The 14,298-nt window shown below is 49.1% G+C and carries 11 protein-coding genes; all 11 read left to right on the top strand.

All coding sequences use genetic code 11. From position 1 onward, the window contains the following. The first annotated feature begins 24 nt into the window (after nt 1-24). The 11 genes from HPY28_RS01930 (at nt 25) to accB (ending at nt 14,274) form a co-directional block, all read left to right on the top strand. The gene (locus tag HPY28_RS01930) at nt 25-1,044 is read left to right on the top strand and encodes an ABC transporter ATP-binding protein (RefSeq protein WP_026043061.1); all 1,020 of its coding nucleotides are present in this window, start codon (nt 25-27) and stop codon (nt 1,042-1,044) included. Next, nucleotides 1,045-1,992: an ABC transporter ATP-binding protein gene (locus tag HPY28_RS01925; RefSeq protein WP_174229989.1), complete on the top strand. Its 948-nt coding sequence runs from the start codon at nt 1,045-1,047 to the stop codon at nt 1,990-1,992. Nucleotides 1,993-2,028: 36 nt separating this feature from the next. Further along, nucleotides 2,029-3,657 carry a peptide ABC transporter substrate-binding protein gene (locus HPY28_RS01920; protein WP_017248302.1) on the top strand — a complete coding sequence of 543 codons (1,629 nt, stop codon included), beginning with the start codon at nt 2,029-2,031 and terminating at the stop codon, nt 3,655-3,657. 80 nt (nt 3,658-3,737) lie between these two features. Next, nucleotides 3,738-5,540 (top strand): S9 family peptidase, encoded by a 1,803-nt coding sequence (locus HPY28_RS01915; RefSeq protein ID WP_174229988.1) that lies wholly within the window; start codon nt 3,738-3,740, stop codon nt 5,538-5,540. 5 nt (nt 5,541-5,545) lie between these two features. Next, a complete protein-coding gene (locus HPY28_RS01910; protein WP_174229987.1) occupies nt 5,546-7,561 on the top strand; it encodes a S9 family peptidase in 2,016 nt (671 codons plus the stop codon). A 31-nt stretch (nt 7,562-7,592) separates the two neighbouring features. Next, a complete protein-coding gene (locus tag HPY28_RS01905) occupies nt 7,593-8,972 on the top strand; it encodes a M20/M25/M40 family metallo-hydrolase (RefSeq protein ID WP_174229986.1) in 1,380 nt (459 codons plus the stop codon). Between the two features lie 174 nt (nt 8,973-9,146). Then, nucleotides 9,147-10,118 (top strand): peptide-methionine (R)-S-oxide reductase MsrB, encoded by a 972-nt coding sequence (gene msrB, locus HPY28_RS01900; protein ID WP_174229985.1) that lies wholly within the window; start codon nt 9,147-9,149, stop codon nt 10,116-10,118. Nucleotides 10,119-10,213: 95 nt separating this feature from the next. After that, nucleotides 10,214-11,791, top strand: coding sequence for a glutathione ABC transporter substrate-binding protein (locus HPY28_RS01895; protein WP_174229984.1), 1,578 nt, complete (start codon nt 10,214-10,216; stop codon nt 11,789-11,791). A gap of 96 nt (nt 11,792-11,887) precedes the next feature. Further along, a complete protein-coding gene (locus HPY28_RS01890; RefSeq protein ID WP_069845181.1) occupies nt 11,888-12,790 on the top strand; it encodes a M15 family metallopeptidase in 903 nt (300 codons plus the stop codon). A gap of 80 nt (nt 12,791-12,870) precedes the next feature. Further along, nucleotides 12,871-13,518, top strand: coding sequence for a TetR/AcrR family transcriptional regulator (locus HPY28_RS01885; RefSeq protein WP_026043063.1), 648 nt, complete (start codon nt 12,871-12,873; stop codon nt 13,516-13,518). Between the two features lie 240 nt (nt 13,519-13,758). Beyond that, nucleotides 13,759-14,274 (top strand): acetyl-CoA carboxylase biotin carboxyl carrier protein, encoded by a 516-nt coding sequence (gene accB, locus HPY28_RS01880; RefSeq protein ID WP_174224660.1) that lies wholly within the window; start codon nt 13,759-13,761, stop codon nt 14,272-14,274. Nucleotides 14,275-14,298 lie beyond the last annotated feature (24 nt).

Here is a 14,298-nt window from a genome sequence, read left to right as displayed (position 1 = left end):
GCCACGAAGATAGGAGGATCAGACATGGCGGATCATTTGCTACAAGTAGAAAACCTCCGCGTACATTTCAAAACGTACGGTGGAGAGGTACAGGCTGTACGGGGAGTTACCTTTCATGTTGATCGTGGCGAGACGCTTGCGGTAGTAGGAGAGAGCGGCTGTGGGAAGAGTGTAACCGCCCAAGCGATCATGGGCTTGATCCCGAACCCGCCGGGAAGAATCGTGGATGGTCAGATTCGTTTTGACGGAAAAGTCATCACGGGGATGAACAAGAAGGAATTGCTTTCGGTTCGTGGAGCTGAGATCGGGATGGTCTTCCAAGACCCGATGACAGCACTGAACCCGACGATGAAGGTCGGCGCTCAGATTGTAGAGGGATTTGTTCGTACCCATCAGGTCAGCAAAGAAGAGGCGCGTAAAAAAGCGATGGAGATGCTTCGACTGGTCGGTATCCCCGATCCGGAAAAACGTGTCGATCAATACCCGCATGAGTTTTCCGGGGGAATGCGGCAACGTGTCGTCATCGCGATTGCACTCGCCAATAATCCAAAGCTCGTCATTGCAGATGAACCGACGACAGCATTGGATGTAACGATTCAAGCACAAATCTTGGACTTGCTCCGAGAATTACAGGAAAAGCAGCAGCTCTCCATCGTGATGATTACACATGACTTGGGTGTCGTAGCCGAAATCGCGCACCGGGCCGTGGTTATGTATGCAGGAATTGTGGTGGAAACAGGCAAGGTAGAGGATATTTTCGCAAATCCGAAGCATCCGTACACATGGGGCTTGATGCGCTCTCTGCCGCGGATCGATGGCGTGGAAAAGGAACGACTGGTACCGATTGAGGGAACCCCGCCAGATTTATTCCACCCGCCAAAAGGTTGTCCGTTCGCTCCGCGTTGTCAGTTTGCGATGGAAATATGCGAGCAGCAAATGCCGGACGCTTCCACATTCACCGAGGGTCACCAAGCTGCATGTTGGCTACATGATCCACGGGCACCGAAGCTGGAAGAATTGGTGGCAGCAGGGAGGCAGACGTAGATGAGCCAAGCGTTGGTTGAAGTCAAAAATCTAAAAAAGCATTTTGCGATCGGCAATGGGATTACGCTAAAGGCAGTCGACGGCGTGACCTTCACCATTAATCGCGGCGAGACGCTCGGACTAGTAGGCGAGAGCGGTTGCGGTAAGTCGACGTTGGGCAGAACGATGATTCGCCTCTATGAAAATACAGATGGAGAAGTTTTGTTCAAAGGCAAAAATGCACACGGTCTAAAAGGGAAAGATGCAGAGCAGTTCCACCGTGACGTCCAAATGATTTTTCAAGACCCGCAAGCAAGTCTGAATCCGCGCATGACTGTCATGGACATTATTGCGGAGGGCTTGGATATTCACGGCTTGTCCCGTGGTGCAAGAGCGGATCGGGTCAAAGAATTGCTGGAGCTGGTTGGTTTGTCTAAGGAACATGCGAACCGATTCCCTCATGAATTCAGCGGAGGCCAAAGACAGCGGATCGGGATTGCCCGAGCACTTGCGGTTGAACCGGAATTTATCATCGCGGATGAACCGATTTCGGCGCTTGATGTGTCGATTCAAGCGCAGGTCGTGAATCTATTAGAAGACTTGCAACAGGACAGGGGGCTGACTTACTTGTTTATCGCCCACGATCTGTCCATGGTGAAGCACATTTCCACTCGAATCGGAGTAATGTACCTCGGCAAAATGGTAGAAATGGCAAACAGCTTCGAGCTGTATGCAAAGCCACTTCATCCATATACACAAGCATTGTTGTCCTCGATTCCGATTCCTGATCCGACGATCAAGCGGGAGCGCATCATTTTGCAGGGCGATTTGCCGAGTCCTGCCAACGCGCCAAGCGGTTGTGTTTTCCGAACAAGATGCCCGAAGGCCATGGAGCAATGCGCGGCACAGATTCCGCAATGGCAGGAAGCCGCACCGAACCATTGGGTTGCTTGTCATCTCTATCAGTAGTTCGATTTTCTATCTTAATATATAGGGGGAAACAACGTGAAGAAATTAGCTGCCTTTGCCCTGTCGCTCTCGCTCGTCATTCCGGCTCTAGCTGGTTGCGGCGGTAGCGGCGAGTCAGCATCGACTGGAGGTACCACTACTCCAGGCGCTGCTGCCAAACAAGAAGTTGTGTTCAATGCCAAGTCTGAGCCACCAGACTTGAACCCGCTCACCTCGACGGATACCACGTCCTTCTGGATCATGGATCACTTGGGCGAAGGCTTGTACACCAAGGATAAGGACGGCAATCCGATCCTGGGACAAGCCAAGGAAGTGAAGCTGTCGGATGACAAGCTGAAGTATACATTCATTTTGCGTGATGATGTGAAATGGACCAACGGCGAGCCAGTGACAGCCGAGGATTATGCCTTTACGTACATGAAACACCTTGATCCGGCAACTGCTTCCACTACGGCTTACCTCCTCTATTACATTAAAGGAGCAGAGGCATACAACAAGGGCACAGGAAAAGCAGAAGATGTAGGGATCAAGGCTGTGGATGCAAAAACGCTCGAAATCGAGCTGGTTGCACCTACTTCATACTTTGACAAAATGCTGGCTACCCGTTACTGGCACCCGATCAACAAGAAGCAGGCGGAAGCCAATCCAAAATGGGCAGCAAATGCGGATACCTACATCTCCAACGGTGCTTACAAGCTTGTTTCGTGGAAGCATGACTCCGAGCTCGTGGTAGAAAAGAACGAGCATTATTGGAACAAGGCTGACGTAAAAATGGATAAGATCACCTGGAAAATGGTGAATGACGCCACGACTGCTTATCAGATGTACAAGAGTGGTGAGCTCGACTTCAACAAAGAGATGCCGTCTGACATCCTCGCGCAAGAAAAAGCGAGCCCAGATTTCAAATCCGTTCCTTACTATGGTACGTACATGTACATGTTTAACGTAACGAAAGAACCGTTTACGAATAAAAAGGTCCGCAAAGCTTTCGCCATGTCGCTTGATCGTAAAGCCCTGTCCGAAATGGTGAGCCAAGGTGGAGAGACACCAGCTTACTCTATGGTTCCGCGTGGTGCGATGCAACCAAACGGAAAAGACTTCCGCGAAGAAGGCGGAGATTACTTCAAAGAAGATTACGAAGCAGCGAAGAAGTTGCTGGCTGAAGGTATGCAAGAAGAAGGCTGGTCCACACTGCCAGACGTTACGCTGATGTACAACACCGATGAAAGCCACAAGAAAATAGCGCAAGCGATCCAAGAAATGCTCAAGAAAAACTTGGGCGTAGAAGTGAAAATGACAAACCAAGAGTGGAAAGTGTACCTGGATACAACGAAACAAAAGAACTACCAAATGGGCCGTATGGGCTGGGTAGGTCAAATCAACGACCCTGCATTTAACCTGGACTACTATTTGGGTGAAAGTCCGAACAACCGTACTGGTTGGGTAAACAAAGAGTATGATCAGTTGAATATGGCGGCAAAAGTTGAGCAAGATCCGAACAAGCGTATGGAACTGCTTCATCAGGCAGAAGCCATTTTGATGGATGACATGCCGTTCATACCAGTCTACCACTACCAGCAAAACTATTTGGTGAAACCGAATGTAGAAGGTCTCACTTTCCCAGTCAACGCGTTCCCGAGCGCTCGCTGGGCAACCAAAAAATAGAAAAAAAGAGGAGCTTCTCCTCTTTTTTCTCTTTACATACTCCAATATACATCTAGCAAAAGAGGAAAGGATGATTTCTCTTGATTTTGGACTATCTGCAAGTGAAATCCGCGTATCAATTGAAGGTGGTACCGCAGCGTAGAGAGATTACCTTTTTAACGAAACAGACAGGTATCGCGCAGTTGTGGCGCTGGAATGAAGATTCCAACCGCTCGGAGCAAGTGACCTTTTTGCCTGATCGTGTGGTAGCTGTTGACCATTCCCCGTGCGGAACGAAAACGATTGTGGGGATGGACAACAAGGGAGACGAGCGGCAACAGTTCTTTTTGCTAACGGAAAATGGTGCAGTCGTGAAGCCGCTGACAGACGCTCCCGATTATTTTCACTATTTAGGAGGCTGGTCTCCGTGTGGGCAAAAGATCGCGTGGTCCAGCAATCGTCGCAATCCGCGCAGCTTCGATATTTTTGTACAGGATGTCGAGAGTGGTGCGCATGAGGAAGTCTTCCGCTCTGATGGGCGCACAGATCCAATCGGCTGGCTGCCAGACGGGACAGGACTCATTTTCAGCGTACAGGAGACCAACATTGACAATTGTCTGTATGTGTTGAATCTGCAAACGAAGGAAGCACAAAAGCTCGCCATTTGCAGCAAACATGCGCGCTATCATTCCTTGGTACTGTCAAAAGACGGCCAAACGGGATATCTCGTAACCGACCGCGATGAAAACACAAAAGCGTTGTGCCGCTTTTCACTGCATACAGGAGAGCTGAACAAACTGGTGCACGATGCGAAATGGGACATTGAGGAGGTAAAATTATCTCCAGATGAGAAGCGACTTGCCTTCACGATCAATGAAGGAGGCTACTCCGTTCTTGCTCTCTATTCTTTGACAGAGCAACGCTGGGAGCGGGTGGAGGAAGCACCACATGGAGTGATCTCTTCCTTGGCGTGGGTGAGTGATGATCAGCTCGCCTATACACTGAAAAGTCCTACACTTCCAGGCGACATCTGGACGTATACCATTTCGGAGCAAACCAGCAGACGTGTGACGAACATTGGTCAATCCGATGCGCTGGAAGATAAACTCATCGAGCCCAAATTGTGCAGCTTTCCCTCTTTTGATGGCTTGGAAGTACCGTATTTCCTCTATGCCAAAGATACAGCTAATGATGCAGAGATAAAACCAGTCGTCGTCTACGTCCATGGCGGGCCAGAGAGCCAAATTCGACCGGAGTATCATCCCGTTTTTCAGTTTTTGGCGAACGAAGGCTTTACGGTGGTAGCACCGAATGTTCGCGGCAGCATGGGTTACGGTCGGGAATATGTCCAGCTCGATGATCGCCGCAAGCGGATGGATTCTGTAGCCGATTTGGCTTGGCTGGTCAAAGATTTAGGCAATCGCCCAAGCGTTGACCCGAAGGCGATCGGCATCATGGGTCGCAGTTACGGAGGCTTCATGACACTGGCGGCACTCACGCATTACCCTGACCTGTGGGCCGCAGGTGTTGATATTGTGGGGATTTCCCACTTCAAAACCTTTCTGGAGAACACCGGGGCATGGAGACGGAGATTGCGTGAGGTGGAGTACGGGTTCCTCGGCGAAGACGATGACTTTTTTGAAGAAATTGCTCCTTTGAATCATTCCCATAAGATCTCGGCTCCGCTTCTCGTATTCCACGGGCGCAATGATACGCGTGTTCCTGTCAGCGAAGCAGAGCAGCTCGTAGCAGACATGAGAGGCAGGGGACAAGAAGTCGATTTGCACATTTTTGAGGATGAAGGCCACTTTACCGAAAAGCTGGACAATCACATCACGTTGAATCAAAAAATTTCCCAGTTCTTTTTGGAGCAACTGGCATCCACCAATAAAATCGAGGAGTGATTAGGATGACGCAAGTAAAAAGAGGCATAACGGCTGAAGATTTGTATCAAATGCGGTACGCGAGCGATCCACAGCTATCACCAGACGGAAAAACGCTTGCCTATGTGGAAAATCTCATCGATGAGTCCCCCGCTTACCAAAATCACTTGGTTTTACGCAAATTGGATGCAGATGATCCACAGCCCCTGACGTCTGGCTCCCGCGATACCTTCCCACGCTGGTCGCCGGATGGTTCAAAGATTAGCTTTGTTTCGAATCGATCTGGAAAACCACAGATTTGGCTGATCGATGCAAAGGGAGGAGAAGCAAGGCAGCTCACGCGTTGCAAAAACGGCGTCAGCAATCCGACTTGGTCACCTGACGGCAAATACATTGTCTTCTCGTCGATCCTGGATGAGGGTGAAACATTCGCAGACCTCGAGGGTACCGAGGAAAAAGAAAAGGCCAAAGCCATTCATGTCGGAAGAATGAAGTACAAATCCGATGATCTCGGGTTCATTTACGAGAAAAACAAGCAGCTGGCCATTGTTCAAGTAGAAACAGGCGAGGTTACTCCACTCAGCGATGGCCCGTACAATCATACGTTTGGCTCCTGGTCGCCGGACGGAAAATGGCTCGCCATTACGGCGAACCGAGCAGAAGACCCTGATTTTCAGCATAGTGTTGACGTTTTTCTCATCCCTTCTGAAGGGGGAGAATGGAAAAAGCTGACCAACAGCAAAGGGATTTTTGCCTATCCAACCTGGTCACATGACGGGAACAAGCTAGCGTATATCGGAAGTGAATTGGACACGCATTTGTACGCAGCACAGAAGCGCATCTGGGTATATGATTTGGAAAAGGGCGACTATACTTGCATCACAGCGGATTGGGACGTTCAGGTTGGCGATTCCACCATCGGAGACATGCGCTCGCCAGGTCACCCGAATCCAGGGGCTGTATGGACAGCGGACGGAGGAGGCATGTATTTCATCGCCAGCGAACGAGGAAATTCTGGCATTTATCACGTAACGCTGGACGGACAAGTCACGAGTGTTGTAACGGGCAACCGGAATATTTACGGCTTTTCGCTGCATGAAAACGAACAAGCGGTGGTTGCTGCCATCAGTGATCCGTTTACGCCCGGAGACTTGTATCAAGTAAGTCTGAAAGACGGCGAAGAAAAACGTTTGACAGCACTGAACGAAGAACTATTTGCGGGCATTGAGTTCCCTGTTCCTGAAGAAATGGAGTTTGTCGCGATGGATGGCTGGAAGCTGCACGGTTGGATGCTTAAGCCTGTCGGTTTTGAAGAAGGAAAAAAATATCCGATGGTTCTGCAAATTCATGGCGGGCCTCACTCTATGTACGGAAATACGTTTTTCCATGAGTTCCAGCTGCTCGCTGCAAAAGGCTACGCCGTACTCTATACAAATCCGAGAGGGAGCTTTGGCTACGGAGAGCGTTTTGTTCAGGCGTGCTGCGGAGACTATGGAGGGAACGATTATCGCGATTTGATGACGGCCGTGCAATATGCATGCGATCATTTCGATTTTGTCGATGAGGACCGCTTGGGTGTCGCAGGTGGCAGCTATGGTGGCTTCATGACGAACTGGATCGTCGGTAAAACCAATCGATTCAAAGCGGGTGTAACAGATCGGAGTATTTGCAACTGGGTAAGCTTTTACGGTGTCAGTGATATCGGTTATTACTTCACTGCCGAAGAGATTCAGGCAAATCCATTCACGAATCCGGAAAAAATGTGGCAGCATTCACCGATTCGCTTGGTAGAGAACATCGAGACGCCACTGCTGATCATGCATGGGGAACATGACTACCGTTGCCCAATCGAACAGGCCGAGCAGCTTTATGTAACGTTGAAGCATCAAGGCAAGGCCCCGGTGTCATTTGTCCGTTTCCCGGGTGCCAGTCATGAACTATCCCGCAGTGGTGATCCTCTGCAACGTGTGTTGAGACTGCAATATACGACGGATTGGTTTGATACCTATTTGATCGCACACCAAAAAGTGAAAGTAGAATAAGCAGATAACTGCCAATTGGAGGTGCCCTTTCGTGAACAAAGAACAAGTCATAGGTAGCGTGCAAGAAAATTTGCCACAGGCAATCGAGAAGCTGAAGCATTATTTGCGTTTTCCTACCGTATCCGCACAGCATAAGGCCATCCCAGAGACGGTTGAATACGTGGTCAAGATGATTCATGAGGTTGGCGGAGAGACAAAGGTACTCGACAATCTTGGCGGCAATCCAGTCGTGTATGCGTCTTTTGCAGCAGGCAGTGAAGGAGACGCCAGTAAAACGATCCTGTTTTACGATCACTACGATGTTCAACCACCTGAGCCGTTTCATGAGTGGAACACGGAGCCGTTTGACCCTACGATCATTGATGGAAAGCTGTATGCCCGTGGGGCTGCTGACAATAAAGGTGACCTCGTTGCGCGTCTGACGGCGATTCATATTTTGCAGCAGCAAGCGGGCGGTTTGCCTTGCAACATCAAGTTCCTGATCGAAGGAGAAGAAGAGATCGGCAGCCCGAATCTGGAGCCATATCTTCGAGAGTACAAGGATCTTTTCCAGGCGGATGCCTGCATTTGGGAATTCGGTGGAAAGGACGAAAATGAGCGAATCAGCATGGTTGCAGGGATCAAAGGAATGGCGTACCTTGAGCTGACATGCGTTGGGGCAGAGATCGACATGCATTCCTCTGTCGGTGCGTATGTAGACAATGCAGCATGGCGCTTGGTCCAGGCATTGGCGACGATGAAAAATCAACAAAACGAGATTTTGGTCGAAGGCTTCTTTGACGGGATCGAGGAACCGACAGCGGATGAAAAGAAAGTCGTTTCCGAATTGCCGTTCAGTGAAGAAGCGACAGCAGCGCTATACGGTTTGAAACGCCCACTGATTACCGCAGCAAACAACGTGGACCCACGAGAAGCCATGGTTTTCCACCCAACTATGACCATTTGTGGTCTGGATAGCGGCTATACAGGAGAGGGTGCGAAAACGGTACTGCCGAAAAGCGCGAAGGCCAAGTTGGATTGCCGCCTTGTCCCAGGACAAGATCCACAGCACATCATGAATTGCATCGAGAACCATTTGGAGAAGCATGGTTTTACGGATATTACCATCAGCATGATTAACGGACAAAAAGCGTACCGTTCCGATTTCCACCATCCATTTGTTGCTCACGTGCTGGACTCGGCTCGCGTCATTTACGAACATGAACCAGTGCTTTCTCCAAACGCGGCAGGAACGGGGCCGATGTATATTTTCGGTGAACAGCTGAAGCTTCCGGTTGTTAGTACAGGAGTAGGCTGGGTTGGCTGCAAAGTACATGCACCGAACGAATCCATCCGTTTGAAAGACTTCGAGGAAGGAATTGCCCATATGGTTGTCATGCTCTCTGGATTTGCCAAAGCGCTGTCAGAGTAGCGACATACGAGTGAAGAATCAGGCAATTCTATAGCGAAAAGGGGACCTTTCAAGTGAAAAGGTCTCCTTTCCTATTTGGAACCCTCTCGCAGCACTTCCAGAGTGGACTTTGCTTTTGCAAACCATGTACAATCGTAAATGATAATGTACATACATTTACAGGAGGCGAAATGCGTGAACAGCGATACACATCCATTCGAAATCGCAACCTTTGCAGGCGGGTGCTTCTGGTGCATGGTCAGTCCGTTTGACAAGATGCCAGGCATTGAAAAAGTCGTCTCCGGCTATACAGGCGGTCATGTCGAAAACCCAACCTATGAACAGGTATGCTCTGATACGACGGGACACTATGAAGCGGTCCAAATCACATATGATCCGTCGCTCATCACATACGAGGAATTGCTGCAAATGTTTTGGAGACAAATCGACCCGACTGACGCTGGTGGTCAATTCGGTGATCGAGGTCAATCGTATGCGCCAGCGATCTTCTATCATAATGAAGAGCAAGAAAGGCTTGCGTTGAAATCCAAGCAAGAGCTGGATGCGAGCGGTCGTTTCCAAAAGCCCATTGCAACGCTGATTTTGCCAGCCAAGCCGTTCTATCCGGCGGAGGAATATCATCAGGACTACTATAAAAAAAATTCGGTTCGCTACCAATACTATCGGGCGGCATCAGGCAGAGCGAAATTCACCAAGGAAGCCTGGCGAGACAGTGCGAAGCAAGAAGAATTGAAAAAAACCTTGACCCCGCTCCAGTACGAGGTGACGCAAAATAACGGGACAGAACGTCCATTTACGAACGAATTCTGGGATCATAAGGAAGAGGGCATCTACGTAGATATCGTCTCCAACGAGCCTTTGTTCAGTTCTTTGGACAAGTTCGATTCCGGCTGCGGGTGGCCATCCTTTACCCAGCCATTGCAAGAGGAAAACGTAACCGAGCATGTGGATTTGACACATAATATGATTCGTACAGAGGTTCGCAGCAAAGATGCAGATTCTCATCTCGGCCACGTTTTCGAGGACGGTCCTGGAGAAAATGGATTGCGCTACTGCATCAATTCAGCCGCCTTGCGCTTCATTCCGAAGGATCGTTTGGAGGAAGAAGGCTTCGGGGAGTTTCAGCGATTATTTGAAAAAGAATAGTGCGTGGACCGCTACTCTCTGGGAAACATGGGAGAAGGCGGTCTTTTTGCTAAACATACAACTAGGCAAACATAAGAGCATGCAGGGAGGGTCCAATGTACACGCAGATATCCTTTCACAGACTAATTGGACTGTTACTCGCAGCAATCATAGCTATAGCAGGCTGTTCCTTCGGTCAGGAGCCGCCTCACAGCAACCAAATCGTACCGACACCCCAAAACGTTGTTGAGGGTGGGACGTTAATCATTGCACGTATGTCGGATGCCGCAAATCTCGATCCCCATTTTATTTTGACGATTAATGAGGCGAGTGTCGTCCAAGGAAAAGTGTATGAAGGGCTCGTCAAACGAGATCGGAACATGAACATTCAGCCACAGCTGGCAACGTCATGGAAACAAATCGACGATCTTACTTGGGAGTTTACTCTCCGTCAAGGTGTTGTTTTTCACGATGGGACTCCCTTTCATGCACAGGCGGTCAAGAAAACATTTGATCGTGTATTAGATCCAGCGGTGGCTTCTCCTCGGGCAGCCATGTTCGAAAAAGTAAAGCAGGTAAGGGTCATCGATCCGTACAGAGTGCAATTCATCCTTCATAAGCCATTTGCGCCTTTGCTTTCTATTTTGGCCAGTCATGAGGGGAGCATCATCAGCCCTACTGCGATCGATAAATACGGACGGGAGTTATCGCATCACCCGGTTGGTACTGGCCCTTATCAGTTCCAATCATGGGAGCCTGGCAGTCAAATTACGTTGAGCAAAAACCAGTCCTATTGGGGCGAGGCTGCTACGCTTGATCAAGTCTTCTTCAAGGTTGTTCCGGATGATGCGGCTCGCATTGCGATGGTCGAGAATGGAGAAGCACATATTGCAGAGTCCATCCCTGTCATGGAGCTGGATCGGATTCAAGCGTCCAACCAGATGCGGGTGTACCGCAGTGATGCGCTCGGGACGGAGTTTATGGGGTTTAATGTTTCACGTCCACCACTGAATGATATCCGTGTGAGGAAAGCCATCAGTATGGCGATCGAGACGGGAGCGATCATTAAAGGGGTGTATAACAATGTGGGAACCAAGGCGAACTCACCGATTGGACCGCATGTGTTTGGCTACAGTCCGACTGTGAAAAGCTACCCGTACGACATCAACCAAGCGCGTCGTTTGCTCGCAGAGGCGGGCTATCCAGATGGTTTTCCTATTCAAATGATTACCTACAACAGACGGGACCGAATCTTGGTTGCCCAAGTGATACGGTCGCAAGTAAAAGGGATCGGTATCGACGCGGAGCTAAAAGTCGTCAGCTACGATGAGTTTGTCCGAACCATTGAGAAAACGAAGGATCATGAGATTTTTGTCAGTGGCTGGGCAAATGCAACCGGGGATGCCGACTACAATCAGTACAATTTATTTCATACATCGGGTGGCGGGGCTGGCAACAGTTTTCAATACAGCAATCCCGAGCTGGATCGTCTCATCGAGGCTGGTCGTATCGAAACAGATCCTGCCAAAAGACTCGCCATCTACGCAAAAGCACAAGAAGTGGAGCTGCAAGATGCTTTGGTCGTGCCGATTCGCAATCTGGAGAATTTAGCTGTGATTAGCAACCATATTCAGGGCTTCTCCATCAGTCCAGCGGGTTACCTGAATATCGATCAGGTCGTGATTTCTCGATAAAACATGTAACGAAACGCCGGTCAATTATGTCATAATAAGTACGTACTTTTATTACCTACATAATTGGATCAGCTCCAAAACGAAAGGAACGTTACAATGAGAAGTTTTCGACACCGACTTTTGCATCCGCTCGTACTCGTAACGGCAATGACATTTGTGTTGTCTGGATGTAACAGTACAGCTGCTCCACAAGAACCACAGACACCACCATCCGTGGAGACGCCAACTCCTCCAAAGAAAGAAGAAGTGAAGCCAAAAGAAGAGACCACGCCTTCACCGGCTGAAACACCAAAGCAAGAACAACCGGAGCAACCCCAGAAAGCGAAGCCTACGGAAACGAAGCCGGCAGAAAAGCCACCAGCGGGTCAGCCACCTGAGCTGTCGTTCCCGGACATCGAGGTCGTAGGTGAGCCTGAGAGTGTTGCTGTACTGGTGAACAAACAACGCAAGCTTCCAGAGAACTATCAGCCAAATGATTTAGTGTTTCCGAACGTTCCTTACCTGCTCCCGGAAAAGAGCGAGAAACGAAAAATGCGCAAAGAAGCAGCTGGTGCGCTTGAACAGTTATTTGCGGCAGCCCAGGCTGACGGCGTCCAGTTGGCTGGCGTATCTGCCTATCGCTCCCACGCCTACCAGAAAACGCTGTTTAATCGCTATGTAAAAAAAGACGGCGTAGAGAAGGCACGGACCTACAGTGCCGTTCCAGGGACGAGTGAGCATGAGACGGGACTCGCGATTGACGTCTCCGGTAAGGATGGCAAATGCGCAGCAACGAGCTGCTTTGGTGGAACAAAAGAAGCGAAGTGGCTGGATGAAAACGTCGAGAAGTTTGGATTTATCATTCGCTACCCAGAGGGAAAAGACGCGATTACTGGCTATATTTATGAGCCGTGGCATTTGCGCTATGTAGGTGCCGAGATTGCGCAAGAAATTGGAGAAAAAGGGATTACGCTCGAAGAATATTCAGGTGCCGTGCCTGTTTCCACACCAACGAATTAAGGAAGAAACGCCGATCTCTCACCGAAGAGAATCGGCGTTTTTGCTATGTAGTTATGCTATAATGGTCACGGGTGAAGATAATGGCCGAAAAATCAATCAGAGAACGTATTATTGAAACATCCATGCGCTTGTTTGAAGCAAATGGCTACCACAAAGTGACTGTGGATCAAATTGTGAAAGAAAGCGGCACGTCGAAGGGAGGATTTTATCACAACTTCAAATCAAAAGATGAACTCCTCTATATCATTCATGATCAATTTATTACGTATGTGTTGGAGAAAGCAGAGGAAGCTTACGAGAAGTGGGATACCCCGACTGAGCGACTCCAAGCAATCGTAAAATCCTTCGTTATGATGATTGATCTGTACCGCTCGCAGGTTACGATCTTTTATCAGGAGAGTCTGTTTTTAGCACCAGAGTACTACACGGATATTGAAACAAAACGGGATCGCTATAAAAAAATCATGTTCACCGTCATTTCGGACGGAATCGAATCGGGTGAGTTCCGCCCGGAGCTGCCTGTGCCGATTGTGTCCATGGCTATCTTTGGCATGGTGAACTGGATTTACAAGTGGTATCAAAAGTCAGGGACGTACTCGATCGAGCAAATCGCGGATATTTATGCAGATATGGTTCTTCATTCCGTTTTGAAATCAGAATCGATGGAAAACCCGGCATTTCAACGTTTTTTCCTGCAATCAGAAGGAAATTCCTTCAATCCATTGTAGGGGCGCTAACAAGGATCATGCGGCTACACTCAAGCTTTTCGATAGGAGACAGGGGCATAGTCGCTTGATGGTCCCTTATCATATTCTTCGATCAGACCAACTGGTTGGTCTGTACTAGTATTCTGACATTTGTTATACTATCAAAAAGACCAACTGGTCGGTCTTGCACAATCACAACAGACCAACTAGTCGGTTCGTGAGAGTGTGCCAGTCAGATGCGGGAATAGGGGAGGAATAGTCGTGCTTACCATTTACGAATTACGAGAACTTGTGAAGCTATTGGAGCAGACGGACATAGAATCTTTTGAGGTAAATGATGAAGATTCTTCATTGCGAATCAAACGAAGAAATGGGAATCAAGTCACAGCCATACACCAGACTCCCGTACAAACAAAAAGCGCGCCAATCGTGACGGCGGCACCCGTTGTCCCTTTGCCTAAAAAAGAAATGATTGAGCGTCCGGTCGAAAAGGTCCCTGTGGAAGCGCCTCAGAAATCGGCGGAAGTGACGGAAAACTTGTACAAAATCACTTCACCCATGGTGGGAACCTTCTATGCAGCACCTGCCGTTGACGCAGCACCATACGTATCCATAAATGATCGGGTAGAGCCAACTACCATTGTCTGTATTGTCGAAGCCATGAAGCTGTTTAACGAGATTGAAGCAGAAGTAAAAGGAGAGATTGTCCAAGTCTTGGTGGAAAACGGTCAGTTGGTCGAGCATGGACAGCCGTTATTCCTGGTGAAGCAAGCGTAATGGAGCAGCTTTTAAGGGGAGGAC

Source organism: Brevibacillus sp. HB1.2 (assembly GCF_013332495.1).
GTDB classification, from domain to species: domain Bacteria; phylum Bacillota; class Bacilli; order Brevibacillales; family Brevibacillaceae; genus Brevibacillus; species Brevibacillus porteri.
This window is presented reverse-complemented; position numbering and strand designations above follow the sequence as displayed.